Origin of the sequence: Thermomonas brevis, assembly GCF_014395425.1 — a bacterium.
Classification (GTDB): domain Bacteria; phylum Pseudomonadota; class Gammaproteobacteria; order Xanthomonadales; family Xanthomonadaceae; genus Thermomonas; species Thermomonas brevis.
In genome coordinates this window covers 289,616-315,106 of the sequence record NZ_CP060711.1, presented here as the reverse complement: position 1 = coordinate 315,106, position 25,491 = coordinate 289,616, and the positions used below count along the sequence as shown (strand labels likewise).

Genomic DNA, 25,491 nt, shown 5'->3' with positions numbered 1-25,491 from the left:
ACGAAGGCAAGCTGGAGCAAGACATGCAGATCATCCGCAACGGCTCGGTGCCCTCCGCCAAGGGGCCGTCCGACTGGTTCACCGGCGACGTCCGCATCGACATGATGTTCAAGCACGGCGGGGGCTCGCCGGTCACCGGCGCGATCGTCACCTTCGAGCCGGGTGCGCGCACCGCCTGGCACACGCATCCGCTCGGGCAGACCCTGATCGTCACCGCCGGCAAGGGCTGGACGCAGTGCGAGGGCGGGCCGGTGGTGGAGATCGGCGCCGGCGACATCGTGTGCTGCCCGTGCCGGCATCGCCACTGGCACGGCGCCACGCCGGACACCGCGATGACCCACATCGCGATCACCGAGGCATTGGACGGGCAGGTGGTCGAGTGGATGGAACACGTCGTCGACGCCGACTACCTGAAAGGCCCCGCCGCGGCCTGATCCTTGCCGCCATCCCGCGGGCGTATCCTGCCCGCATCCGAACGGAGACCGAACCAATGACCACACGCGCCTACGGCGTCAACGCCGCCAACGAATCCTTCCAGTCGATGGACATCGCGCGCCGCGCGCCCGGCCTGCGCGACGTACAGATCGAGATCGCGTACTGCGGCATCTGCCATTCCGACCTGCACACCGCGCGCTCGGAGTGGGCCGGCACGCTGTATCCCTGCGTGCCAGGGCACGAGATCGTCGGCCGCGTCAGCGCGGTCGGCAGCGAGGTGACGGGCTTCAAGGCCGGCGACACCGTCGGCGTCGGCTGCATGGTCGGCAGCTGCCAGCACTGCGCGGCCTGCGAGGAAGGGCTGGAGCAGTACTGCGAGCGCGGCCTGATCGGCACCTACAACGGGCCGACGCCGGACGCGCCGGGCCATACGCTGGGCGGCTATTCGCAGCGGATCGTGGTGGACGAGAAGTTCGTGCTGCACGTGCGCCATCCGCAGGAGCAGCTGGCGGCGGTCGCGCCGCTGCTGTGCGCCGGCATCACCACCTATTCGCCGCTGCGGCACTGGAACGTCGGGCCGGGCAAGAAGGTGGGCATCGTCGGCATCGGCGGGCTGGGCCACATGGGCGTCAAGATCGCGCACGCGATGGGCGCGCACGTGGTCGCCTTCACCACCAGCGAATCCAAGCGGCAGGCGGCGCACGACCTCGGCGCCGACGAAGTGGTGGTGTCGCGCGACCGCGCGCAGATGAAGGTGCAGGCGAACAGCTTCGACTTCATCCTCGACACGGTGGCGGCCAGCCACGACCTGGACGCGTTCTCTTCGCTGCTCAAGCGCGACGGCACGCTGTGCCTGGTCGGCGTGCCGGAGCACGCGCATCCCTCGCCGAACGTCGGCAACCTGATCTTCAAGCGCCGCGCGATCGCCGGCTCGCTGATCGGCGGGATCAAGGAGACGCAGGAGATGCTGGACTTCTGCGCGCAGCACGGCATCGTCGCCGACATCGAGATGATCCGCGCGGACGGGATCGACGCGGCCTACGAGCGCATGCTCAAGAGCGACGTGAAATACCGCTTCGTGATCGACGTCGCGACGATGTGAGCCGTCGCGGCGGTTGTCCACAATCGCTGTGGATGGAAATCGTATAACGGTGTGGATAACCGCAGGAGCGCGAGGCGGGGCAAGGCTGTCAACGGGGGTGGCGAGAAATTCGCCACCCCCTTTTTCGTGTCTTCGCGCGGACGGGCGAAGGCTTGTCCACAGTGGCTGTGGATGGAAATCGTATAAGGATGTGGATAACCGCGGCAGCGCGTTGCGCGGCGCGGCTGTCAAGAGCATTGGCGATTAATTCGCCACATGCCGGGCGGCGCGGAACGGAGGATCAGGCGTCGAGCTGGCGCGCGGGATCGGACAGTTCCAGTTCGCGCAGCACCACGCTGGCCTGGGTGCGGTTGCGCACGCCGAGGCGTTCGAAGATCGCGGTCAGGTGCGCCTTCACCGTGCGTTCCTGCACGTCCAGGCGGTCGGCGATCTGCTTGTTGAGCAGGCCCTCGGCGACCAGCGACAGCACGCGGAACTGCTGCGGCGACAGGCTGGCGAGGCGGGCGGCGAGGTCGGCGTCGCCCGGCGAGCTCTGCGCGCGCGCGACGCTGGCGCGCAGCGCGGCGGGCAGCCAGGTTTCGCAGGCCAGCACGCTGCGGATGGCGTCGCGCAGTTCGTCCAGACCGGCGCTCTTGGGCAGGTAGCCGGCGGCGCCGTGGTCCAGCGCGCGGCGCACCACGCGTGGATCGTCGTTGGCGGACACCACCACTACTGCTACGCCCGGATGCTGCGCGCGTACCGCCGCGAGCCCGGCGAGGCCGTGGTTGCCGGGCATGTGCAGGTCGAGCAGCACCAGATCCACCTGCGGCTGCGCTTCGAGCAGGGCCAGGACGCTTTCCAGCGTGCCGGCTTCGAACAGCTCCACTTCGCCGAGCGCATCGCGCGCCGCCTGCCGCAGCGCGGCGCGGAACAGCGGGTGGTCGTCGGCGATCAGGAGGGAGGGCATGGGGGGGTTACGTCATTTCCAGTACTGTTGCTCGTCATTCCCGCGAAGGCGGGAATCCAGCTCTTGCTTCGTCGCTTTGCGTTCTCCATCAAACAACATCAAGGACTGGATTCCCGCCTTCGCGGGAATGACGTTGGGAAGGATCACTGCGCCGTCCAGCCGCCGTCCACCGGCATCGCCGCGCCGGTGATGTTGTGCGCCTCGCGCCGGCACAGGAACACCGCCAGTGCGCCGATCTCGGTGGGCAGGGTCATGCGCAGGCTGGGCTGCTTCTCGGCCAGCAGCGCGCGCACGCCGTCGTCGCGGCTGCCGCCGTTCATGCGCGCCTCGATCTGCGGTTCGATCAGCGGCGTCTCCACCCAGCCCGGGCAGATGCAGTTGACGGTGATGCCGCCGGAATCGCGGCTGCCCTGTGCGGCGTATTCCAGCGCGGCGACCTTGCTCAGCCCGACGATGCCGAACTTGCTGGCGACGTAGGGCGCCTTGTCCTTCGACGCCACCAGCCCGTGCACCGAGGCCACGTTGACCACGCGCCCGTAGCCGCGCGCCGCCATCGCCGGCATCGCCGCGCGCATGGTGTGGAAGGCGGACGACAGGTTGATGGCGATGATGTCGTTCCACTTCTGTACCGGCATCTCGTGCAGCGGCACCGCGTGCTGGATGCCGGCGTTGTTGACCAGGATGTCCACGCCGCCGTTCGACCACCCGGCGAGGTCGGCCATCATCGTTTCGATGGCGGCGGGATCGCGCAGGTCGGCGCCGAAGTGCTTGGTTGAAGCCGGCCGCGTGCCGCCGCTGCCGGCGGCATCGACTTCGCCGAGCGCGGCGGTGATCTGTTCGGGCGTGCCGAGGCCGTTGATCGCCACCTTCGCGCCGGCGGCGGCCAGCGCCCGGGCGATGGCCAAACCAATCCCGGACGTGCTGCCGGTCACCAGCGCGGTGCGGCCTTGCAGGAATGTATCGCTCATGGTGGAACCTGGAACCGTGGGGAACCCATACGCTAGCAGGAACGCGCTGCGGCCTGCTGGTACGAAAGTACGATGCGACGGGGTCGGGGCACGGGGTAAGGTCGGCCCATGAACACACTCCGTCATTGCGCCCTGATCGCCGCCGCCGCGCTGCTGGCCGGCTGCGCTTCCGCTCCCGCTTCCAAGGACAACGCCGCCATGTTCAGCCCATCGCGCGCCACCGAGCATCGCGACCACGACGACCTGCTGACCGGCGGGCTGGGGCTGGACGGCCTGCGCGCGATGCTGCCGCCGGCGTTCGCCGACGCGGAGCATCCGACGCCGGCCGAACTGCGCCGCCGCGCCCTGTGGAGCAACTGGCGCGGCATCGCCGACCTGGCGCCGGGTGGCGGCTACGGCACGCTGTACGGCAGCGTGGCGAACGTGCCGGGCCGCGAGTTCAGCGCGCTGGCCCACATTCCCGGCGCGAAGCAGCCGCATCGCGTGCTGGTGCAGCTGCCGGACGCGTTCGACGCGAACAAGCGCTGCGTGGTGGTGACCGCGTCGTCCGGTTCGCGCGGCATCTACGGCGCGATCGCGGTGGCCGGCGCGTGGGGCCTGCCGCGCGGCTGCGCGGTGGCCTATACCGACAAGGGCAACGGCACGGATTATTTCGACCTCGACGCCGGGCAGGGCGTCGCCGAGGACGGCACGGTGGCGCCGGCCGACGTGGCGCTCGCGTTCAAGCCGGAGCCCGCGACCGGTTCCGGCATCGCCTACAAGCACGCGCATTCGCAGGACAACCCGGAGGCCGATTGGGGCCGCCACGTGAAGCAGGCGGCGCAGTTCGCGCTGGCGACGCTCGATGCGCAGTTGCCGCAGCAGGCGCCGTTCACCTTCGCCAACACGCGCATCATCGCCGTCGGCATCTCCAACGCCGGCGGCGCGGTGCTGCGCGCGGCGGAAGACGGCGAGCCGTGGCTGGACGCGGTGGTGGCCGGCGAGCCGAACGTGCTGGCGCAAGGCTACGGCGCGCGCAGCCTCTACGACTACACCACCGAGGCCGCGCTGCTGATGCCCTGCGCGCTGCCGCAGCTCGGCATCCCGGCGATGCCGGGACTGGAGGCGAAGTGCGCGGCGCTGGCGGCGCGCGGCCTGCTGTCCGGCGACACCCTCGATGCGCGGCAGAAGGACGCGCTGGCGAAGCTGCACGCCACCGGCTGGACCGATGCCGGCCTGCGCGCGGGCGCGATCAGCGTCGGCTTCGACCTGTGGCGCGCGATCGCCGTGGGCTACGCCTCGGCCTACGGCCGCTATCCCCACGACGCGCATCCCTGCGGCTACCGCTACGCCGCGCTCAATGCGGACTCCAGCCCGCGCGTCGCCACCGCCGCTGAACGCGCGGCGTGGATCGCCGACGGCAGCGGCATTCCGCCCGGCGCCGGCGTGGGCATCGTCGGTCCGCAGCCGCTGGCCGATCTCGGCCTGACCGGCCTGCAATGCCTGCGCGCGCTGTGGACGGGCGAGGGCGCAGACGCGCAGCGGGTGCGCAAGGGCGTGGAGGAAACCCGCGCCGCGCCGCCGCGCGCCGGCCTGCCGGTGGTGGTGATCCACGGCACCGACGACGGCCTGGTGCCGCCGGCCTTCTCCAGCGCGCCCTACGTGGCGATGGCGAAGGCGGCCGGCCGCGATGTGCGCTACTGGCAGGTGCGCAACGCCCAGCATTTCGACGGCTTCCTGGCGCTGCCGCACATGGCCGCCGCCTACCTGCCGCTGTTGCCGTACGTGTATGAGGCGCTGGACCGGGTCGATGCGCACCTGGACGGCAAGGCCGCGCTGCCGGAAGACGCGACCATCGCCACCGTGCCGCGCATGGGCGCGCCGCTGGGGCCGGGGAACCTAGCGCTGCCGCGCTGACGGCGCAGTTGCCGGCTTCACGCCGGCTTTGGCAAGCTGCCGGCATGAAACAGCGCCACTTCTCGATGCTGCGCGAGTTCCACCTCGCGGACTGGTTCACCCTCGGCAACGCCTTCTGCGGCACCGGCGCGATCTTCGCGGCGATGCGTTTCCTGCAGGACGGCGTGGTCCGCGACCTGTTGGTCGGCATGGCGCTGATCCCGCTGGCCTTCGTGTTCGACGCGCTGGACGGGCGCATCGCGCGCTGGCGCAAGGTGGCCTCGACGCTGGGGCGCGAGCTGGATTCGCTGGCCGACGTGATCAGCTTCGGCGTCGCCCCGGCCGCGCTGGGCTACGCCTGCGGGCTGCAGGGCGGCTGGGACTGGCTGATCCTGAGCGGCTTCGTCGGCTGCGGCGTCAGCCGGCTGGCGCGCTACAACGTCACCGCCGAAACACTGTCGGACGGCGGCGACAAGGTGAAGTATTTCGAGGGCACGCCGATCCCGACCAGCGTGGTCATCGTCGGCCTGCTGGCCTTCGCGGCCTGGCGCGGCGACATCGGCGCGTCGCTGTGGCTGGGCGTGGTCAAGCTGGGACCGTGGCAGCTGCACCCGCTGGCGCTGGTCTATGCGCTGTCCGGCGCACTGATGATCAGCAAGACCTTGCGCATTCCCAAGCCCTGAGCGCCGCGCGATGGCGGTGTCGCACCGGCATTGCTAGCATCGGCGGACAGGACGGAGGGAACATGGCGGACGCATCCAACGATTTCGCGGCGCTGGCGCGCCAGTACATGGATCTCTGGGGGATGCGCTGCGCGGCGCGTCGCCGCAGTCCGTGCCCGACATGGGCATGCCGGGCATGCGCGAGACGCTGGACGCATGGATGCGGCAGGTCGGCGCGCAGGCCGGGTTCTCCGCGCCGCTGGAGCACTTCAACCGCCAGAGCAGCGACTGGTACGCGCAGATGCAGCAGGTGGCCGCGCGCTTCGCCGGGCGCGACCACAGCGCGCGCGACGTGGCATCGGCCTGGCGCGACGCGTTCGGCGGCGATCATCCGTTCTCCGGCCTGCTCGACGGCATGCGCGGACCGGGGCTGGAAAGCGTCTCGCAATGGATGGAGGCCGCCGCGCCGTCGTTGCAGGGCCTGCGCGCCGAGGCCGCCGCCGCGCTGCGGATGCCGGCGTTCGGCTTCACCCGCGAGCACCAGGAGCGGTTGCAGGCGCTGGCGCAGGCGCAGCTGCGCTGGCAGGAGGCGCAGCGGGCGTATGCGGCGCTGATGGCGGAAGTGTCGCGCGATGCGATCTCCCGCTTCGAATCGAAGCTGGCCGAGCGCGAGGAGCCGGGGCGACAGATCGGCAGCGTGCGCGCCCTGTTCGACCTGTGGGTGGACGCCGCGGAGGAGGCCTGGGCCGAGGCGGCGCTGTCGCCCGAATACCGCCATGCTTTCGGCGAACTGGTCAATGCGCAGATGCGCCAGCGCGCCGCCGCGCAGGCGATCGGCGAACAGGCCGCCGGCATGTACGGCTGGCCGGCGCGCGGCGAGCTGGACAGCGCGCATCGCAAGATCGCCGAACTGGAGCGCCAGCTGCGGCGGATGCAGCGCCGGGACGACGAGGTTGCGCAGCCGGCGCCTGCCGCCACGCCGCGCCCGGCGGCGGCATCCGCGAAACCGGCCGCGAGGAAAGCGGCGGCGAAGAAGCCGGTAGTCGCGAAAGCCGCGCCCAGGCCGGCCAAGGCCGCGCCTGCGCGCAAGCCGGCCGCACCCGCGAAGAAGGCCGCCGCCGCGAAGTCGGCTGTCAAAAAGACCGTGAAGAAGACCGCCGGCAAGACCGGCTCCGCCGCGAGGAAGCGTCGATGATTGGGCCGCTGAACATCACCTTCGAATCGCTGGCCGAAGACACCGACCGGCTGCGGCGCAAGCTCGTCGCCGGCATGGACACCTTGCGCGGGATGGACGACGTGGAGTTCGGCGTCACCCCGCGCGAGGAAGTCTGGCGCGACGGCAAGGTCGTGCTGTACCGCTTCCGCGGCGAGGCCGCGCCCACCGCGCGCGTGCCGATCCTGATCTCCTACGCGCTGGTCAACCGGCCGTACATGGTGGACCTGCAGGCCGACCGCTCGCTGGTGAAGGGCCTGCTGGCGCGCGGCGAGGACGTGTACGTCATCGACTGGGGCTATCCGGACCGCTCCGACCGCTACCTGACGATGGAGGACTACGTCGAACGCTTCATCGGCGGCGCGCTGGATCACCTGCGCGCGGCGCACGGGCTGGACGCGATCAACCTGCTCGGCATCTGCCAGGGCGGCGCGTTCTCGCTGTGCTACGCCTCGCTGCATCCGGAGAAGGTCAAGAACCTGATCGCGATGGTCACGCCGGTGGACTTCCACACCGCCGACAACATGCTGTCGAACTGGAACCGCGAGATCGACGTGGACCTGCTGGTCGACACGCTCGGCAACGTGCCGGCCGACATGATGAACTTCACCTACCTGATGCTGAAGCCGTGGCGGCTGTTCGCGCAGAAGTACGTGGGCATGGCCGACATCCTCGACGACCGCAAGGCGATGGAGGATTTCCTGCGCATGGAGAAGTGGATCTTCGATTCGCCCGACCAGGCCGGCGAGGCGTTCCGCGAGTTCAGCAAGCAGTTCTTCCAGGAGAACCGCTTCGTCACCGGCGGCGCGAAGGTGGGCGGTCGCGAGGTGCACCTGGGCATGCTGGACATGCCGATCCTCAACATCTACGCCGAGCAGGACCACCTGGTGCCGCCGGACGCCTCGCGCGCGCTGCGCGAATTGTGCGGCAGCGACGACTACACCGAGCTGTCGTTCAAGGGCGGCCACATCGGCATCTACGTGTCCGGCCGCGCGCAGAAGGAAGTGCCGCAGACCATCCACGAATGGCTGGCGAAGCGCGCGCGCTGACGCCGATGCCCATCGCGCTGTTGCGCGCGCTGCAGGTGCTGGGCGCGCTGTGGGCGCTGCCGGTCAGCGTGCTGGGGCTGGCGCTGGGCGCGGCCGGAATGGCGGCGGGCGCGCGGGCGCGTTTCAGCGGGCGGGACCTCGCCCTGGTGTTCCGGCGCTTTCCGTGGGGGCCGGGCGGGGCGCTGACGCTGGGCAACGTGATCCTGCACACCGGCGAGAGCATGGACCGCCGCTGCAACACCTATGCGCATGATGCAGGCCACGCGGTGGAACCGCAGATCGTGCTGGCCGACCACGAGCGCGCGCACGTCTACCAGTACATGGCGCTGGGCGTGCTGTTCCTGCCGCTGTACGCGCTGGGCGGTGGCGTCTCCGCGCGCAATCCGTTCGAACGCGCGGCGGACCGCTACGCGCATACCGGCCGCGGCTGGTGGCCGTGGTCGCGCGCATGAATGCGTGGCGCCGACGAACGGCAGTGCTGAATGCGGATCGCTTAGCCCTTTCCTAACGCATCGGGGACTAGGCTTTCCGCACCGGAGAAAAACTTCGCGGCGCGCAAGACGCCACGGAAAATCGCTCCGGCCCCGACCCGGTCCCCTCCAGGCGCAACGCCCGCGAGACCGGGTTTTTTGTTGTTTTCCTTCTCCCTGCGGGGTGAGGGCGTGCGGCTCACGCGCCATTGGCGCGTGCACGCATGAACGCCCTGCGCTGCGCGCAGGGCCGGGGCGCGTAGCGAGGTGCCCGCAAGGCGGATGAGGGCACGCGGCCGAACCTGTGCCGCCGATGTTCGATCAAGCGCGCTGCTCGACCTCGCCGACCATCCGGCCCCGCCGGTCCACCACCACCCGCGCGCGCCGGCCGTGGTGGTAGAAGCTGGCGCGGTACAGGCCTTCGTCCTCGCCGGTGCCGCGCTCGCACAGCTGGCTGATCTTGCGCTGTTCCAGCAGTCGCAGGAACGCGGCTTCCTCCAGCCCGAGCGCCCGCGCCACCGGTGCGGCGTCGATTTCGATGTCGAGCCTCGGGTTGAGATCGACGGGAATGGACTTGCCCATGCCCGCAGTCTCGCGGCGTGCGCGGCCAGCGGCCATGATCCGGATCAATCGCCGCTCACCGATCGCGGACAAACGAAAGGGGCCAGCGGCCCCTTCCGGATGCAACCTGCGCCGCGGCCGCTCAGTTGGCGTTCTGCAGGTCGTGCAGCTGGCTCGGCACGCTGGCGAAGTAGGCCGCGAGGTCGGCGATCTGCTGGTCGCTCAGGCTCTTGGCCTGCGCCGCCATCACGTCGGCGGTGGCGCCGGCGCGGGTGCCGGCACGGTAGGCCTGCAGCGAATGCGCGATGTAGTCGGCGTACTGGCCGCCCAGCTTCGGGTACATGCCGTCGATCGGCGCGTTGCCGTCGGCGCCGTGGCAGGACGCGCACGCGGCGACGCCGTTGCCGCCCTTGGCGGCGAACTCGCGGCCGGCGTCGGCGTTGCCCGTGGGCAGGCCGGCGGAGGAGGAGACGTGGCCGGCGTCGGCGGCGTGCTCGCCGCCCTCGGACTTGCCGCCGCAGGCGGACAGGGCGAGCGCGCAGGCCAGGGCGAGCAGGGTCATGGAAGTCTTGGTCATGGCGCGGCTCACTTGATGCTGGACAGGTAGGCGGCGATGTCGGCGATGTCCTGCTCGGAGAAGCTCTCCGCCTGGGCCTGCATCGTCGGGTGCTTGCGCTTGCCGGTGCGGTACTCGGCCAGGGCGTTGCGCAGGTAGGTTTCCGACTGCCCGCCGATCTTCGGCACGTGGTAGCTGGGGTAGGCGTTCTTGTAGCCGGTCAGGCCGTGGCAGCCGCGGCAGGTGTAGGTCAGGCCCTTGCCGCGGGTGGCGTCGCCGGCGGTGGGCGCTGCGGGGGCCGCAGCCGTGGTGGTGGCCGCAGGGGCCGCGGCGGGCGCGGGCGAATCCTGGGCGGTGACGGCAGAGGCCACGAGCAGCATGGCCAAGCTTGCGGCAATCGACAGCGGTCGCATCATCGGGCTGTTCCGGGTAGTGGTTCGGATGGATGCCGGGATTCGGGCATCGCTCCGTTCGAGTATAGCGGCGAAAGCACCCGGGTTCATATTCCCGGCTCGCCCGCGGCCTGCAACCGCCGGCGCGGACGGGGTATCGGAATGCATGACCTTCGGCAAGCATGACCTTCGGCGCATGTCGCGCCGGGTTGGATAGGTGACATACTTGACTACAACACCAATCACCAGCGATTCCCTACCCATGCGCTCAACGACTCCGGTCTCCGTCTCCCGCTCCGGCCGCGTGCTTCCGCTCGCCCGGCTCAGCCTCCTGGCCCTCGCCCTGGGGCTGGCCGCCTGCAAGGGTGGCGGCGCCGACGGCAAGGGCCCGGACGGCAAGGACCAGGCCGCCAAGGGGCCGGAAGCCATCCCGGTGGAAGTGGCCAAGGCCTCGACCCGCTCGATCGCCGCCAGCTACGCCGGCACCGCGCCGCTGGAGGCGCGCGCGGAGGCGCAGGTGGTCGCCAAGACCTCCGGCATCGCGCTGCAGGTGTACGCCGACGTCGGCCAGGAGGTGAAGGCAGGCCAGCCGCTGGTGCGAATGGACCGCGACCGCGCGACCCTGCAGGTCGCCCAGGCCGACGCCGACGTGCGCAAGCTGGAAGCCAACTACCAGCGCTCGGCGCAGCTGCTGGAGCAGAAGATGGTCAGCGTCAACGACGTGGACCAGCTCCGCTACAACCTGGAGAACGCCCGCGCGCAGCTGCGCCTGGCCAAGCTGGAGCTGTCCTACGGCACGGTGACCGCGCCGATCTCCGGCGTGGTGGCCTCGCGCAACATCAAGCAGGGCAACCTGGTGCAGATCAACACGCCGATCTTCACCGTGGTCGACACCTCGCGCCTGGAAGCCACGCTCAACGCGCCAGAGCGCGAGATCGAGACGCTGAAGGCCGGGCAGGCCGTGCAGCTCACCGTGGACGCGCTGCCGGGCAAGGTCTTCGACGGCCGCATCGACCGCGTCTCGCCGGTGGTGGATTCCGGCAGCGGCACCTTCCGGGTGATCTGCGCGTTCGACGGCGGCGGCCTGCTGCAGCCGGGCATGTTCGCGCGCATCCGCATCAACTACGACCAGCGCGCCGACGCGCTGGTGATCCCGCGCACCGCGCTGCTGGAAGACGGCGGCACGCCGGCGGTGTTCACGGTGAAGGACGGCAAGGCCGTGCGCTCGGAGCTGAAGCTGGGCTACGTCGACGGCGAATGGGTGGAAGTGCGCGGCGGCCTGCGCGCCGGCGATCCGGTGGTGGTGGCCGGCAAGTCCGCCCTGCGCGAAGGCAGCGCGGTGCAGCTGATCGGCGACAAGGCCGCGCCCGCCGCCGCTGCGTCCGCCCCGAAGGCGGCCGCCAAATGAGTTCGCCCTCGAACCACCAGCCGGACCACGCGCAGGACCCGCACCTCGCGCCGTCGGGCGGCTTCAACCTGGTCGAGTTCGCCACCCGCCGCCGCGTCACCATCGCGATGATGACGCTGACCCTGGTGCTGTTCGGCCTGATCGCGCTGGGCAGCCTCAAGGTCAACCTGCTGCCCGACCTCAGCTATCCCACGCTGACCGTGCGCACCGACTACGAAGGCGCGGCGCCGGCCGAGATCGAGGCCCTGATCTCGCAGCCCGCCGAGGAAGCCCTCGGTGTGGTGAAGGGCCTGCGCAAGCTGAAGTCGGTCTCGCGCACCGGCCAGTCCGACGTGGTGCTGGAGTTCGCCTGGGGCACCGACATGGACCAAGCCAGCCTGGACGTGCGCGACAAGATGGAGTCGCTGCAGTTCCCGCTGGACGCCAAGCCGCCGGTGCTTTTGCGCTTCAATCCGTCCACCCAGCCGATCATGCGCCTGGCGCTGTCGCCGAAGCGGCAGGCGGGCAGCAGCACCGAGGACATCCGCCAGCTGATGGAGCTGCGCCGGTTCGCCGACGACGACCTCAAGCGCAAGCTCGAACCCGTCGACGGCGTGGCTGCGGTGAAGGTCGGCGGCGGCCTGGAGGACGAGGTGCAGGTCGACATCGACCAGCGCAAGCTGGCGCAGTTCGGCCTGTCGCTGGAAAGCGTCATCAACCGGCTGGCGCAGGAGAACGTCAACGTCTCCGGCGGACGGCTGGAGGAAGGCTCGCAGCGCTACCTCGTGCGCACCGTCAACCAGTTCGCCACCGTCGACGAGATGGCGAACATGCTGCTGACCACGCGCACCGCCGCCGCCGGCAACGCCGGCAACGACCAGGCGATGCGGCTCGCCGCCGCCAGCGGCGACGCCAGCGTGATGGCCGCGCTGGCGCAGGACGGCAACACCCAGAGCGGCACCTCGCCATTGCGGCTGAAGGACGTCGCCACCGTGCGCCAGGGCTACAAGGAGCGCGAGGCGATCATCCGCCTGGGCGGCCGCGAGGCGGTGGAGCTGGCGATCTACAAGGAGGGCGACGCCAACACCGTGTCCACGGCCGATGCGCTGGAAGCCCGGCTCAAGACGATTCGCGAGAAGCTGCCGGCCGACATCGAACTGACCACCATTGAAGACCAGTCGAAGTTCATCCGCAACGCCATCCACGACGTGAAGATGGACGGCGTGATCGGCGGCATCCTGTCGATCCTGATCATCTTCCTGTTCCTGCGCGACGGCTGGAGCACCTTCGTCATCTCGCTGTCGCTGCCGGTGTCGATCATCGCCACCTTCTTCTTCATGGGGCAGCTGGGGCTTTCACTCAACGTGATGTCGCTGGGCGGCCTCGCGCTCGCCACCGGCCTGGTGGTGGACGACTCCATCGTGGTGCTGGAGTCCATCGCGAAGGCGCGCGAACGCGGCCTCGGCATCCTCGATGCGGCGATCGCCGGCACCCGCGAAGTCAGCATGGCTGTCGTCGCGTCCACGCTCACTACCATCGCGGTGTTCCTGCCGCTGGTGTTCGTGCAGGGCATTGCCGGCCAGCTGTTCCGCGACCAGGCGCTGACCGTGGCGATCGCCATCGGCGTGTCGCTGGTGGTGGCGATGACGCTGATCCCGATGCTGAGCGCGCTGAAGGGCCGCCCGCCGCTGGGCTTCCCGGAGGAGGCCGCGCATCCGCACTGGCAGCCGAAGAAGACCTGGCAGAAGCCGGCCGCCTACACCGGCCGCGGCGTCGGTGCGATGTTCCGCTACGGCTTCTTCAGCGCCGCGTGGCTCATCGTGCGCGCCTGGCGGGGACTGGCAGCGGTGGTCGGCCCGGTGATGCGCAAGGCCAGCGACCTGGCCATGGCGCCCTACGGCCGCGCCGAACGCGCCTACATGCGCGTGCTGCCGAAGGCGCTGCAGCGGCCGATGCCGGTGCTGCTGGTCGCCGCGCTGGCGTTCGCGCTGACGATGGCGGCGGTGCCGATGCTGGGCACCGACCTGATCCCGCAGTTCGCGCAGGATCGCTTCGACATGACCGCCAAGCTGCCGCCCGGCACGCCGCTGGCGCAGACCGACGCGCTGATCCGCGACGTGCAGGGCGTGCACGCGAAGGACGCCGGCGTGCGCGTGCTGTACGGCGTGTCCGGCACCGGCACGCGGCTGGACGCCAACCCCACCGAGAGCGGCGAGAACATCGGCAAGCTGTCGGTGGTGATGGAGAGCAACGATGCCGAAGCCTCGCTGACCGAATCGCTGCGCAAGACCATGAAGCAGTTCCCCGGCGTGCAGGTGGATTTCAGCCGGCCGGAACTGTTCAGCCTGTCACCGCCGCTGGAAATCGAGGTGGAAGGCGCGGACCTGGAGACCATCCGCAAGGCCGGCAACAAGCTGGCGGGCATGCTGCGCGCGAACGCGCACTACGCCGACGTGAAGTCGACGGTGGAGCAGGGCTTTCCGGAAATCCAGATCCGCTTCGACCAGGACCGCGCCGCCGCGCTCGGCCTGACCACCCGGCAGATCGCCGACATCGTGGTGAACAAGGTCAAGGGCAACGTGGCGACGCGCTACAGCTTCCGCGACCGCAAGATCGACGTGCTGGTACGCGCGCAGGAATCCGACCGCAGTTCGGTCGAGAACCTGCGCCGGCTGATCGTCAATCCGGGCAGCGGCACGCCGGTGGAGCTGGCCTCGGTCGCCGACGTGGTCTCCACCACCGGCCCGAGCGAAATCCACCGCGCCGACCAGCGCCGCGTCGCGATTGTTTCCGCGAACCTGCGCGACATCGACCTCGGCGGCGCGATCCGCGAAGTCGACGACATGGTGGCCAAGGACCCGCTCGGCACCGACATCGACATGCGCATCGGCGGGCAGGGCCAGGAACTGGGCGAGTCGATCCGTTCGCTGCTGTTCGCATTCGGGCTGGCGATCTTCCTGGTCTACCTGGTGATGGCCTCGCAGTTCGAATCGCTGCTGCATCCGTTCGTCATCCTGTTCACCATCCCGCTGGCGCTGGTGGGCGCGGTGGCCGCGCTGCTGCTGACCGGTTCGCCGGCCTCGGTGGTGGTGTTCATCGGCCTGATCCTGCTGGTCGGCCTGGTGGTGAAGAACGCGATCATCCTGATCGACAAGGTCAACCAGCTGCGCGAGGAAGGCGTGGCCAAGCGCACCGCGCTGGTGGAAGGCGCTCGCTCGCGACTGCGCCCGATCATGATGACCACGCTGTGCGCGGTGTTCGGCTTCCTGCCGCTGGCGCTGGCCTTCGGCGAGGGCGCGGAGGTGCGCAGCCCGATGGCGATCACGGTGATCGGCGGCCTGCTGGTGTCGACGCTGCTGACGCTGGTGGTGATCCCGGTCGTCTACGACCTGCTGGACCGCAAGCCGGACGAGTTCTATGCCGAGCGCGGCCGGCGCGCGCGCAGCGTGGCGGAGCAGGCGGCCGCGGTGATCGCGCACGAACACGACCCGCTGGACGGCGGCGCGAAGGCCTGACCGGATGAACATCACCGAACTCTCCATCCGCCGCCCCATCACCACGATCATGCTGTTCGTGTCGATGGTGGCGATCGGCCTGATCGCCTCGTTCCGGCTGCCGCTGGAAGCCGAGCCGGAAGCGACCATCCCGTTTTTCTTCGTGTCGCTGCCGTACGCCGGCTCGACGCCGGAGGAAGTGGAGCGCAACCTGGTGCGGCCGGTCGAGGAGGCGCTGGCGACGATGCCGGGCATCGAGTCGATGAACTCGCGCGCGAACGCCGACGGCGGTTCGATCCAGGTGCGCTTCAGCGACTGGAACCGCGACATCGCCATCGCCGCCTCGGAGGCGCGCGAGCGCATCGACGCGATCCGCGATCAACTGCCGGACGACTTCCGCCGCTACTTCGTGCAGCGCTGGAGCACCTCCGACCGCGAGGCACTGAGCCTGCGCCTGACCAGCCAGATCGACCTGACCGCCCGCGCCGACCTGATCGAACGCAGCATCAAGCAGCGGCTGGAACGCCTGCCGGGCGTGGCGCGCGTGGAAGTGGAGGGCGTGGCCAACCAGGAAGTGCTGGTGGCGCTGGACAAGGACCGCCTGACCGCGCACGGCGTGGCGCTGAACGAGCTGGTGCAGAAGCTGCAGGCGGCGAACTTCGCGGTCTCCGCCGGCGAGATCAACGAGGCCGGCCGCCGCCTGCGCGTGCAGCCACTGGGCGAGTTGCAGCAGCTGCAGCAGCTGCGCGACCTGCGCATCGACAAGAAGGGCACGCGGCTGTCCGACATCGCCGACGTCGACCTGCAGCCGCAGCGCATGAACTACGTGCGGCGGATGGACGGCAAGCCCAGCGTCGGCGTGGACATCTACAAGGAGCGCGCGGCCAACCTGGTCGACCTGTCGCGCCGGGTGCGCGAGGAGATCAAGGAGCTGGAGCAGGATCCGGCGATGCGCGGGGTGAAGATCGAGGTCACCGACGACCAGGGCCAGGCCGTCACCAGCTCGCTGCTGGCGCTGGCGGAGGCCGGCGGCATCGGTCTGCTGCTGTCGGTGATCGTGCTGTACGCCTTCCTGCGCCACTGGCCGTCCACCCTGATGGTGACCACGGCGATCCCGATCTGCTTCACCATGACCCTGGGCTTCATGTACTTCGCCGGCATCACCCTCAACATCATCTCGATGATGGGCCTGCTGCTGGCGGTGGGCATGCTGGTGGACAACGCCGTGGTGGTGGTGGAGAGCATCTATCAGGAGCGCGAGAAGTATCCGGGCAAACCGTGGCTGGCCTCGATCCTCGGCACCCGCCACGTGGCGATCGCGTTGTCCGCCGGCACGCTATGCCACTGCGTGGTGTTCCTGCCGATGATGTTCGGCGAGAAGAACATCATCACCATCTACCTGTCGCAGCTGGCGGTGACGATTTCGGTGTCGCTGCTGGCCTCGTGGCTGGTGGCGATCAGCCTGATCCCGATGCTGTCGGCGCGGATGAAGACGCCGCCGGCGCTGAAGTCGCCGTTCATCTCGCGCCTGCAGGACCGCTACGCGCGCGCGCTGCGCTGGACGTTGCAGCACCGCGGCTGGAGCGTGGCCGGCATCCTCGCCATCTCGCTGGTCAGCGTGTATCCGATGACCCACACCAGCGGCGGCGGCGACGATGGCGATCCCACCGAGATCAACATCTTCTACCAGTGGAAGGGTTCCTATTCCAAGGAGGAGATGGGCAGGGAAGTCGAGCGCGTGGAGCAGTTCGTCAACGCGCACCGCAAGGACTTCAAGATCGACCGCGTGTACAGTCGCTACAGCGAGCAGGGCTGGGCGCAGACCCGCCTGTTCCTGACCATCGACGATGCCGAGCAGAACAAGAAGATCGCCGAGGAAGTGCGCAAGGGCCTGCCGAAATCGGCGCGCGCGAACCTCGGCATCGGCTGGCCGGGCGGCGGCAGCGGCGACGCGCAGGGCATCAGCTTCAGCCTGATCGGCGATTCCACCCAGACTCTGCAGGAGCTGGCCGGCGACATCGTGCCGATCCTGTCGCGCAACCCGATGCTGCGCGACGTGCGCGTGGACACCGGCGACGCCAACACCGAGCTGAAGGTGCAGGTGAATCGCGAGCGCGCGGCGGCCTATGGCTTCAGCGCGAAGCAGGTGGCGGAGTTCGTAGGCATGGCGCTGCGCGGCTCGTCGCTGCGCGACTTCCACCGCGAGGACGTCGAGATCCCGGTCAACGTGCGCTTCGCCGGGTCCGACACCTACAGCGTGGAAGATCTGTCCACCTTCATGGTGCGCGCGCCGAACGGCACCGACGTGCCGCTGCTGGCGATGGTGGACGTCAACACTTCGCCGGCGTCCACCCAGATCCAGCGGCAGAGCCGGCAGACCATGCTGCAGGTGCAGGCGGGGCTGGCCAAGGACGTGTCGATGCAGGATGCGCGCAAGGCCATCGAGGACACGTTGAAGGGCGTGCAGTTCCCGCCGGGCTACAGCTACACCTTCGAGGGCGGCGGCTTCAACATCAACTTCGACGGCATGGACCAGATGAAGCGCGCGATCCTGATCGCGCTGGTGCTGATGCTGGTGATCATGGCGGCGGTGTTCGAGTCGCTGCTGTTCCCGCTGGCGATCATGTCCTGCGTGCTGTTCTCGATCTTCGGCGTGTACTGGCTGTTCTGGATCACCGGCACCGAGATGAACATCATGGCGGTGATCGGCATCCTGGTGCTGATGGGCGTGGTGGTGAACAACGGCATCGTGATGATCGAGCACATCAACAACCTGCGCCGCCGCGGCCTGTCGCGCATCGACGCACTGGTGGAAGGCAGCCGCGAACGCCTGCGCCCGATCATGATGACGATGGGCACCGCGATCCTGGCGATGATCCCGATCGCGCTGTCGACCAAGACCGCCGACGGCATGCCGCCGTACTACCCGATGGCGCGCGCGATCGCCGGCGGGCTGGCGTTCTCCACCGTGGTCAGCCTGCTGTTCCTGCCGACCATCTACGCGCTGCTGGACGACCTGCGTGCGGGCACCTCGCGGCTGATCGCCAGGGCGAAGCTGACGCGCGCGCAGCGTCGCGAAGCGAGGGCCGCCGCATGATGCAGGACATCGCTTCCCGCCTGCGCCGCGACGGGCGCGTCGCCGGCGCGCTGTACCTCGTGGTGGTGCTGGCCGGCATGGTCTGCCTGGCGTACGTGCCGTCGCGGACGGGCGCGACCCTGGCCGAGGCGGCGGCGCACGCGGATCTGTTCCGCGCCGGCATCGCCGCGTTCCTGATGATGCAGATCGCCTTCCTGCTGGTGCCGCTGGCGCTGTACCGGGTGCTGGCCGACGTGGACCGCCGCGCGGCCGTGCTGATGGTGGCGCTGGCAGCGGTCAGCGTGCCGATCGGCCTGGCCGCGGTCACCCATCGCCTGGAGGCGCTGACGCTGTTGCAGGGCGCGGATGCCGGCGAAGCGGCGCAGGCCGCGTTCGCGGTGAGCATCCAGCGCTATGGCTACGGCCTGCGCATCGCCAGCCTGTTCTGGGGATTGTGGCTGCTGCCGTTCGGCTGGTTGGTGCTGCGCTCGGCGCGGCTGCCGCGCTTGCTGGGCCTGCTGCTGGTGCTCGGCGGGATCGGCTACGTGGTGAAGGTGTTCGGCGGTCTCGTGCCGGGCTTTGCGGATTCCGCCTTCGCCCAGTACGCCACGCTGCCTGCCGCCCTCGGCGAGATCGGCAGTTGCCTGTGGCTGCTGGCGTTCGGCGCGCGGCAAGGGCGCATGGCTGCGCCGGTTTCCCGATCGTGAACCAGAGGAATTCCATGCAGGCCCAACCCGTGCGCGCCCTGGCCGATCCGCCGCTTCCGCAGCGCCTGAAGCTGTCGGCGCTGTGGGCCAGCCTGACGTTCTGCTACCTGTACGGCGACTACTTCGGCCTGTACAAGCCGGGCAAGCTCCAGCACATCCTCGACGGCGCCGGCCCGATGGGACCGGCCACGCAGGGATCGCTGCTGTTCGTGGCGCTGCTGCTGGTCGTGCCGGGGCTGATGGCGTTCCTGTCGCTGGCGCTGCCGGCGCGCACGACGCGCTGGTCGAACATCGGGCTGGCGCTGTTCTACGCGGTCTTCGTGGCGCTCACCATGCCGGGCGCCTGGTGGTTCTACCTGGCCTACAGCAGCATCGAGATCGTGCTGTGCGGCGCGATCGTCTGGCTGGCGTGGCGCTGGCCGCAGGCGCCGACAGCCGCCACTCGCTGAAGCGGCGGAAGTCGGCATCGCCGATCCGGCATTGGCGCGGCTGAAATGCGCCGCGAAGTCGCCACGCGTTCCGGCATCGCGCGCTACCCTGTGCGCAGGCTCGATGGCGAAGGCGGTCCTGGATGAGTACCTACGCGCTGGATGCGGTGTTCCGCCCCCGTTCGCTCGCCCTGGTGGGCGCCAGCCCGCGCGAACGCTCGGTGGGTCGCACCATCCTGCGCAACCTGCGCGATGCCGGATTCGCCGGCCCGCTGGGCGTGGTCAATCCGCGCCATCCGCAGATCGAAGGCGTGCCGGCGGTGGCGCGGCTCGCCGATCTGTCGTTCGTGCCCGAACTGGTGGTGGTGTCCTCGCCGGTGGCGACCGTGCCGGCGGTGATCGCCGACGCAGCCGCCGTCGGCGCGCGCGCGGCCATCATCGTCACCGCCGGGCTGGGGCGCGGTCCCGGCTCGCTGCTGGAGCAGGTCGAAACCATCGCCCGCGCGCACGGGCTGCGCATCGTCGGTCCCAACTGCCTCGGCGTGATGTCGCCGCATGCCCGCCTCAACGCTAGCTTCGCCGCGGGCGCGCCGCTGGCGGGCGACCTGGCGCTGGTGTCGCAGTCCGGCGCGATCGCCTCCGGGCTGGTCGAATGGGGCAAGGCGCGCGGCGTCGGCTTCTCGGCGGTGGTGTCCTTGGGCGACGCGGCGGACGTGGACGGCGGCGACCTGCTCGACTGGTTCGCGCAGGACCCGAAGACCCGCGCGATCCTGCTGTACGTCGAATCGATCCGCGACGCGCGCAAGTTCATGTCCGCCGCGCGCGCCGCCGCCCGCGCCAAGCCCGTGGTGGTGGTGAAGTCCGGACGACATGCGCAGGGCGCGAAAGCGGCGGCCACGCATACCGGCGCGCTGGCCGGTTCCGATGCGGTCTACGACGCGGCGTTCCGGCGCGCCGGGCTGCTGCGGGTGATGGCGCTGGATGAACTGTTCGCGGCCGCCGAAACCCTGGGCCACCTGCACAGCGCGCCGGGGCGGCGGCTGGGCATCCTCACCAACGGCGGTGGCCTCGGCGTGCTGGCGGTGGATCGGCTGGTGGACATGGGCGGCAGCCTGGCCGCGCTGGGCGAGGCGACGCTGCAACGGCTGGATGCGCTGCTGCCGCCGGACTGGTCGCGCGGCAACCCGGTGGACGTGATCGGCGATGCCGATGCGGCGCGCTATTCGGCCGCGCTGGACGCGATGCTGGACGATCCCGGCATCGACGCGATCCTGGCGATGCACGTGCCTACCGCACTGTCCTCTTCGATGGAGACCGCGGAGGCGGTGGCGGCGCTGCTGGAGCGCCGGCCGCGCACGCTGGCGGGCAAGCCGGTGCTGGGCGTGTGGGTGGGCGCGGGCGAGGCCGCCACCGGGCGGCTGGACGGTGCCGGCGTGCCCACCTACGCCACCGAGGCCGATGCGGTGCGCGGCTTCACCTATCTGGTGCGTCACCGCGAAGCGCAGCGTGCGCTGATGGAAACGCCGCCGAGCCTGCCGGAGGATTTCGAGGTGGACGCCGCCGCCGCGCGAGCGGTGGTGGACAAGGCGCTGGCCGAAGGCCGGCAATGGCTGGACCCGCTGGAGGTCGCCGCGCTGCTCGACGCCTACGGCATCCCGGCCACGCCGGTCGCGCTGGCCGCCGACCCGGCGCAGGCCGAAGCCGCCGCGCAGCCATTCCTCGCGCAGGGCACGCCGGTGGCGCTGAAGATCCTGTCGCCCGACATCCAGCACAAGTCCGACGTGGACGGCGTGCGCCTGAACCTCGCCAGCGGCCACGCGGTGCGCGAAGCGGCGGCGTCGATCCTGGCGCGCGCGCGCGAACTGCGGCCGGAGGCCGACATCCACGGCGTCACCGTGCATCCGATGGTGATCAAGCCGAAGGCGCGCGAGCTGATCGCCGGCCTGGCCGACGACCCCACCTTCGGGCCGGTGGTGGTGTTCGGGCGCGGCGGCACCGCGGTCGAAGTGATCGACGACAAGGCGCTGGCGCTGCCGCCGCTGGACCTGCGGCTGGCCCACGAGCTGATCGCGCGCACCCGCGTCTCGCGCATCCTCAAGGCCTACCGCGACGTGCCCGCCGCCGACGAGCGCGCGGTGGCGCTGGTGCTGGTGAAGCTGGCCCAGCTCGCGGCCGACATCCCGCAGGTGCGCGAGCTGGACATCAACCCGCTGCTGGCCGACCGCGACGGCGTGGTCGCGGTGGACGCACGCATCGCGATCGCCGCGCATGCGGACGATGCGCAGAGAGGTCCCTGGCATTCGCGGATGGTGATCCGCCCGTATCCCGGCGAATGGGAGCGGATGGTGGACCTCGCGCACGACGAGCGCATGTTCGTGCGCCCGGTGCGGCCGGAGGACGAGGCGCTGTTCCGCGCGTTCTTCGAGCGGATCAGCGACGAGGACCTGCGCCTGCGCTTCTTCTCCACCGTGCGGCATTTCAGCCACGAGTTCATCGCCCGCCTGACCCAGCTCGACTACGCGCGCGCCATCGCGCTTGTCGCGATCGGCACCGACACCGGCCAGCTGCTGGGCGTGGTGCACCTGCTCGCGGACGCCAACTTCGAGAAGGGCGAATACAGCATCCTGGTGCGCTCCGACCTGAAGGGCTACGGCATCGGCTGGCAGCTGATGCGGATGATGGTCGAGTACGCCCGCAGCGTCGGCCTGAAGACCGTGGAGGGGCAGGTGCTGCGCGAGAACGCGACGATGCTGCGGATGTGCCGGCAGCTCGGCTTCGCGGTCACGGTGGACGCGGACGATCCGATGCTGATGGACGTGGCGCTGGACGTGTCCAGCGCGCACATCTGACCCCGGCTCAGTGCATCAGCCGGCCGAGGATGCTCGCGCCGGAGATCCACACGCCGATCATGCTGCCGAGGTTGGTGAGCAGGAACACCAGCACCACCCGGCAGACGCGGTTGCGGTACCAGCCGCCCAGCGTCTGCGCGTCGTCGCGCAGGGCGAGGAAGTCCGGATAGGCCGGCTTGCGCAGGTGCACCTCCACCAGCGCGCTGAACATGCCCGGCGGCAGGCCGGGGCGGAACGGCTTGAGCGGTGCGGCGATGGCGGCTGCCAGGATGCTCAGCACGTGCCCGCGCGCCAGCAGCGCGCCCAGCGCCGCCAGCCCGCCGGTCCAGGCGAACCATTGCAGCAGCAGGTCGCGGCCCAGTTCGCGGCCGCCGTGGAAATAGCCCCAGGCGATGCCGCCGCAGATCAGCAGCATCAGCGTCAGCGTGATCCACGGGATGTTGCGCTTCGATTCGACGTGCGCGAGTTCGGCGGTCAGCGTTTCCGGCGCGCGGGTTTCCTCGGCAAGGTACTTCGCCATGCCCTTGAGGTGGCCGGCGCCGACCACGGCGAGAACGCGCTTGGCGCCGTCGCTGCGCTCGCGCAGCTTCGCCGCCATGTACCGGTCGCGCTCGTCGATCAGGCTGGCGTACAGCGAAGGCGTTTCGCGCGCGAATTCGCCGAAGCTGGATTCCAGCATGTCGCCTTCCTTCAGCCGCTCGATGTCGTCCTCGGAGACGTCCTCGCTGGCGAACAGGCCGCCGGCAACGCTGCCGATCAGCTTCGCCCGATCCCACCAGCTCAGGCCCTGCAGGATGCGGCGGAAGGTGATGCCGACGTCGCGGTCGATCAGCTGCATCGACAGCCCGCGTGCCGTCGCCTCGGTGGCGGCGGCCTTCAGCTCGGCGCCCGGTTCGATGCCGAGCTGTTCGGCCAGCCGGCGCTGGTAGGCGGCCAGCGCGAGGTTGGCGGCGAACGGCGCGACCTTGCGCTCGCGGATCACCTTGACCAGGTCGAGCTGCGCCAGCGCGTCCGGGTTGGTCAGCGCCTTGTGGCGCTGCTCGTCCAACTCCACAGCCACCGCGTCGAAGCGGCCGCTGTCGATGGCGGCGTTGACCGCCTCGATGCTGGCCTTCGACACGTGCGCGGTGCCGAGCAGGGTGTAGTGGACGCCGTCGCGTTCGACTTCGACGACGGGCTGGCCGGCGTAGCCGCCGCCATTCAACGGCGCATCCGCCGGCAGGGTGGGATCAGTCACGGTAGCGCTTCGTCAGGTCGCCGTAGGCGTCGATGCGGCGATCGCGCAGGAACGGCCAGATGCGGCGCACGTGTTCGCTGCGCTGCATGTCCACTTCGGCCAGCAGGAGCGTCGGATCAAGGCAGGCTTCGGCGACGAACTCGCCCTGCGGCCCGAGCACGTGGCTGTTGCCCCAGAACTGGATGCCGGAGGCGCCGAGCGGCGAGGCCTCGTGGCCGACGCGGTTGCACGACAGCACCGGCAGCCCGTTGGCGACCGCGTGGCCGCGATGCGAGAGCACCCAGGCGTCGCGCTGGCGATTCTTCTCGTCCTGCGCATCGTCCGGGTCCCAGCCGATCGCGGTGGGGTACAGCAGCAGCTCCGCGCCGGCCAGCGCCATCAGCCGCGCGGCCTCGGGATACCACTGGTCCCAGCACACCAGCACGCCGAGCCGGCCGACGCTGGTGTCGATGGGGGTGAAGCCGAGGTCGCCGGGGGTGAAGTAGAACTTTTCGTAGAAGCCCGGATCGTCCGGGATGTGCATCTTGCGGTACCTGCCGGCGATGCTGCCGTCGGTTTCGTAGACCACTGCGGTGTTGTGGTACAGGCCGGTGGCGCGCTTCTCGAACAGAGAGCTGACCAGCACGACGTCGTGCCGTTTCGCCAGCGCGCCGAGGCGTTCGGTGGACGGGCCGGGGATGGGTTCGGCCAGATCGAATTCGCAGACCGATTCGTGCTGGCAGAAGTACGGGCCGTTGTGCAGTTCCTGCAACAGGACGAGCCTGGCACCCGACTTTGCGGCCTCGGCCACGCGGGTTTCGATGACGGCGAGATTGGCTTCGGCGTCGCCTTGGTTGCGCTCCTGCACCAACGCGACGGGTAGGGTCTTGGTCTTCATGCCGTGATTGTATGTCGGGTGTGGTGACGGACCGGAAAGCATTTGGACGCAGATCAGAGCGGATGAACGCGGATAAGGCGTTCTTGATTGATCCGCTCTTGAACCCGCATCGATCCGCGTCAAAAAAGGCTTTTCAGACCAGCCCTCGTGGCAATTGCATGGTGATGCAGTGCAGGCTGCCGTTCTGCCAGATCAGCGGACGGCAGGGCACCTGCACGATCTCGCGGTCCGGGAACGCCTGCGCCAGCACCGCGGCGGCGGCATCGTCGGCCGCGTCGCCGTAGGCCGGCATCAGCACCGCGCCGTTGACGATCAGGAAGTTGGCGTAGCTGGCGGCCAGACGGCGACCTTCGTCCACGATGGGCTGGGCCCACGGCAGCGGGAACAGGCGGTAGGGTTTGCCGTCCCTGGTGCGCAGCGCGGCGATCTCGTCGGCCATCGCCTTGAGGTCGGCATGGTGCGAATCCGCCTCGTCGTCGCAGGCCTGGAACACGATGGCGTCATCCGGCGCGAAGCGGGCGAGGGTGTCGATGTGGGCGTCGGTGTCGTCGCCTTCCAGCGCGCCGTGGTCGAGCCACAGCACGCGGTCCTGGCACAGCCAGTCCGACAGCTTCGCGGTCAGTTCCTCGCGGCTGGCGTCGGGATGGCGCTCGTGCAGGCAGTGCCAGGTGGTCAGCAGGGTGCCGGCGCCGTCGGTCTCGATGCCGCCGCCTTCCAGCGCGAAGTCGATGCGCTGGCGCGCGGCATCGCCGAACACGCCCTGCGCGGCCAGCGTTTCCACCAGCAGGTCGTCGCGGCCGGCTTCGAACTTGCCGCCCCAGGCGGTGAAGCGGAAATCGAGCAGGCGGAAGCCGTCGCCGTCGCGCAATGAAATCGGACCGCTGTCGCGCAGCCAGGTGTCGTCGTAGGCGACGACGGCGAAGCGCACGCGCGCCATGTCCACCCGGTTGGCTTGCAGCAGCGCATCGGCGTGGGCCTGCAGGCCGGCGTCGGCCACGCAGATCACGACGCGCTGGAAGCGGGCGATGGCCTGCACCAGCGCGACGTAGGTGGTTTCGACGTCGGCCAGCCGTTCGGCCCAGTCTGTGCCGGCATGCGGCCACGCGATCAGGATCGCCGCCTGGGGTTCCCACTCGGCGGGGAAGCGCACGGAAGAATCGGTCATTCGGTTCTGCTGCGGAGTCCCGCGCCGGCGGGCGCGGGGCGT

21 protein-coding genes are annotated in these 25,491 nt (G+C 69.9%); 13 read left to right on the top strand and 8 right to left on the bottom strand.

The genetic code is table 11. The annotated features are described in order from the left end of the window. Positions 1–23 precede the first annotated feature (23 nt). Positions 24–434 (top strand): (R)-mandelonitrile lyase, encoded by a 411-nt coding sequence (locus H9L17_RS01435; RefSeq protein WP_187570615.1) that lies wholly within the window; start codon positions 24–26, stop codon positions 432–434. A gap of 56 nt (positions 435–490) precedes the next feature. Continuing rightward, on the top strand, positions 491–1,537 hold the full coding sequence (locus H9L17_RS01430; RefSeq protein ID WP_187570614.1) for an NAD(P)-dependent alcohol dehydrogenase: 1,047 nt from the start codon (positions 491–493) through the stop codon (positions 1,535–1,537). Positions 1,538–1,817: 280 nt separating this feature from the next. Here the strand turns inward: H9L17_RS01430 and H9L17_RS01425 are convergent, their stop codons facing one another. Together H9L17_RS01425 and H9L17_RS01420 are read right to left on the bottom strand one after the other, a co-directional pair. Next, complete coding sequence (locus H9L17_RS01425) at positions 1,818–2,483, bottom strand: response regulator transcription factor (protein WP_187570613.1); 666 nt, start codon at positions 2,481–2,483, stop codon at positions 1,818–1,820. A gap of 143 nt (positions 2,484–2,626) precedes the next feature. Continuing rightward, complete coding sequence (locus tag H9L17_RS01420; RefSeq protein WP_187570612.1) at positions 2,627–3,451, bottom strand: 3-hydroxybutyrate dehydrogenase; 825 nt, start codon at positions 3,449–3,451, stop codon at positions 2,627–2,629. A 108-nt stretch (positions 3,452–3,559) separates the two neighbouring features. Here H9L17_RS01420 and H9L17_RS01415 point away from each other — a divergent pair, with 108 nt between their 5' ends. The 5 genes from H9L17_RS01415 (at position 3,560) to H9L17_RS01395 (ending at position 8,702) form a co-directional block, all read left to right on the top strand. After that, on the top strand, positions 3,560–5,347 hold the full coding sequence (locus tag H9L17_RS01415) for a 3-hydroxybutyrate oligomer hydrolase family protein (RefSeq protein ID WP_187570611.1): 1,788 nt from the start codon (positions 3,560–3,562) through the stop codon (positions 5,345–5,347). A 44-nt stretch (positions 5,348–5,391) separates the two neighbouring features. After that, a complete protein-coding gene (locus H9L17_RS01410) occupies positions 5,392–6,009 on the top strand; it encodes a CDP-alcohol phosphatidyltransferase family protein (protein ID WP_246455139.1) in 618 nt (205 codons plus the stop codon). Between the two features lie 160 nt (positions 6,010–6,169). Next, positions 6,170–7,183, top strand: coding sequence for a poly(R)-hydroxyalkanoic acid synthase subunit PhaE (locus H9L17_RS01405; protein WP_246455245.1), 1,014 nt, complete (start codon positions 6,170–6,172; stop codon positions 7,181–7,183). Continuing rightward, positions 7,180–8,250, top strand: a complete 1,071-nt coding sequence (locus tag H9L17_RS01400; protein WP_187570609.1) for a class III poly(R)-hydroxyalkanoic acid synthase subunit PhaC — start codon at positions 7,180–7,182, stop codon at positions 8,248–8,250. The genes H9L17_RS01405 and H9L17_RS01400 overlap by 4 nt, the downstream gene beginning before the upstream one ends. Continuing rightward, positions 8,226–8,702 (top strand): hypothetical protein, encoded by a 477-nt coding sequence (locus H9L17_RS01395; RefSeq protein WP_246455138.1) that lies wholly within the window; start codon positions 8,226–8,228, stop codon positions 8,700–8,702. The genes H9L17_RS01400 and H9L17_RS01395 overlap by 25 nt, the downstream gene beginning before the upstream one ends. Before the next feature lie 339 nt (positions 8,703–9,041). Here the strand turns inward: H9L17_RS01395 and H9L17_RS01390 are convergent, their stop codons facing one another. From H9L17_RS01390 to H9L17_RS01380, 3 genes are all read right to left on the bottom strand, one after another. Next, the gene (locus tag H9L17_RS01390; protein WP_187570608.1) at positions 9,042–9,302 is read right to left on the bottom strand and encodes a DUF6522 family protein; all 261 of its coding nucleotides are present in this window, start codon (positions 9,300–9,302) and stop codon (positions 9,042–9,044) included. Between the two features lie 121 nt (positions 9,303–9,423). Beyond that, on the bottom strand, positions 9,424–9,858 hold the full coding sequence (locus H9L17_RS01385; protein ID WP_187570607.1) for a c-type cytochrome: 435 nt from the start codon (positions 9,856–9,858) through the stop codon (positions 9,424–9,426). A gap of 8 nt (positions 9,859–9,866) precedes the next feature. Beyond that, positions 9,867–10,250 (bottom strand): c-type cytochrome, encoded by a 384-nt coding sequence (locus tag H9L17_RS01380; protein WP_187571807.1) that lies wholly within the window; start codon positions 10,248–10,250, stop codon positions 9,867–9,869. A gap of 241 nt (positions 10,251–10,491) precedes the next feature. Here H9L17_RS01380 and H9L17_RS01375 point away from each other — a divergent pair, with 241 nt between their 5' ends. From H9L17_RS01375 to H9L17_RS01350, 6 genes are all read left to right on the top strand, one after another. Then, complete coding sequence (locus tag H9L17_RS01375) at positions 10,492–11,637, top strand: efflux RND transporter periplasmic adaptor subunit (protein WP_187570606.1); 1,146 nt, start codon at positions 10,492–10,494, stop codon at positions 11,635–11,637. After that, positions 11,634–15,131: an efflux RND transporter permease subunit gene (locus H9L17_RS01370; protein WP_187570605.1), complete on the top strand. Its 3,498-nt coding sequence runs from the start codon at positions 11,634–11,636 to the stop codon at positions 15,129–15,131. Before H9L17_RS01375 ends, H9L17_RS01370 begins: the two co-directional genes overlap by 4 nt. A gap of 4 nt (positions 15,132–15,135) precedes the next feature. After that, positions 15,136–18,207 (top strand): efflux RND transporter permease subunit, encoded by a 3,072-nt coding sequence (locus H9L17_RS01365; protein ID WP_187570604.1) that lies wholly within the window; start codon positions 15,136–15,138, stop codon positions 18,205–18,207. Beyond that, positions 18,204–18,893, top strand: coding sequence for a DUF4386 domain-containing protein (locus tag H9L17_RS01360; RefSeq protein WP_246455136.1), 690 nt, complete (start codon positions 18,204–18,206; stop codon positions 18,891–18,893). Before H9L17_RS01365 ends, H9L17_RS01360 begins: the two co-directional genes overlap by 4 nt. 14 nt (positions 18,894–18,907) lie before the next feature. Continuing rightward, on the top strand, positions 18,908–19,342 hold the full coding sequence (locus tag H9L17_RS01355; RefSeq protein ID WP_187570603.1) for a DUF6326 family protein: 435 nt from the start codon (positions 18,908–18,910) through the stop codon (positions 19,340–19,342). 122 nt (positions 19,343–19,464) lie between these two features. Next, positions 19,465–22,170, top strand: a complete 2,706-nt coding sequence (locus H9L17_RS01350; RefSeq protein WP_187570602.1) for a bifunctional acetate--CoA ligase family protein/GNAT family N-acetyltransferase — start codon at positions 19,465–19,467, stop codon at positions 22,168–22,170. Between the two features lie 7 nt (positions 22,171–22,177). Here the strand turns inward: H9L17_RS01350 and H9L17_RS01345 are convergent, their stop codons facing one another. The 3 genes from H9L17_RS01345 to H9L17_RS01335 all read right to left on the bottom strand — a co-directional run bounded on the left by H9L17_RS01345 (position 22,178) and on the right by H9L17_RS01335 (position 25,449). Further along, a complete protein-coding gene (locus H9L17_RS01345; protein WP_187570601.1) occupies positions 22,178–23,407 on the bottom strand; it encodes a TraB/GumN family protein in 1,230 nt (409 codons plus the stop codon). After that, complete coding sequence (locus tag H9L17_RS01340; RefSeq protein ID WP_187570600.1) at positions 23,400–24,284, bottom strand: carbon-nitrogen hydrolase; 885 nt, start codon at positions 24,282–24,284, stop codon at positions 23,400–23,402. The genes H9L17_RS01345 and H9L17_RS01340 overlap by 8 nt, the downstream gene beginning before the upstream one ends. A 133-nt stretch (positions 24,285–24,417) precedes the next feature. Then, positions 24,418–25,449 carry an agmatine deiminase family protein gene (locus H9L17_RS01335; protein WP_187570599.1) on the bottom strand — a complete coding sequence of 344 codons (1,032 nt, stop codon included), beginning with the start codon at positions 25,447–25,449 and terminating at the stop codon, positions 24,418–24,420. Positions 25,450–25,491 lie beyond the last annotated feature (42 nt).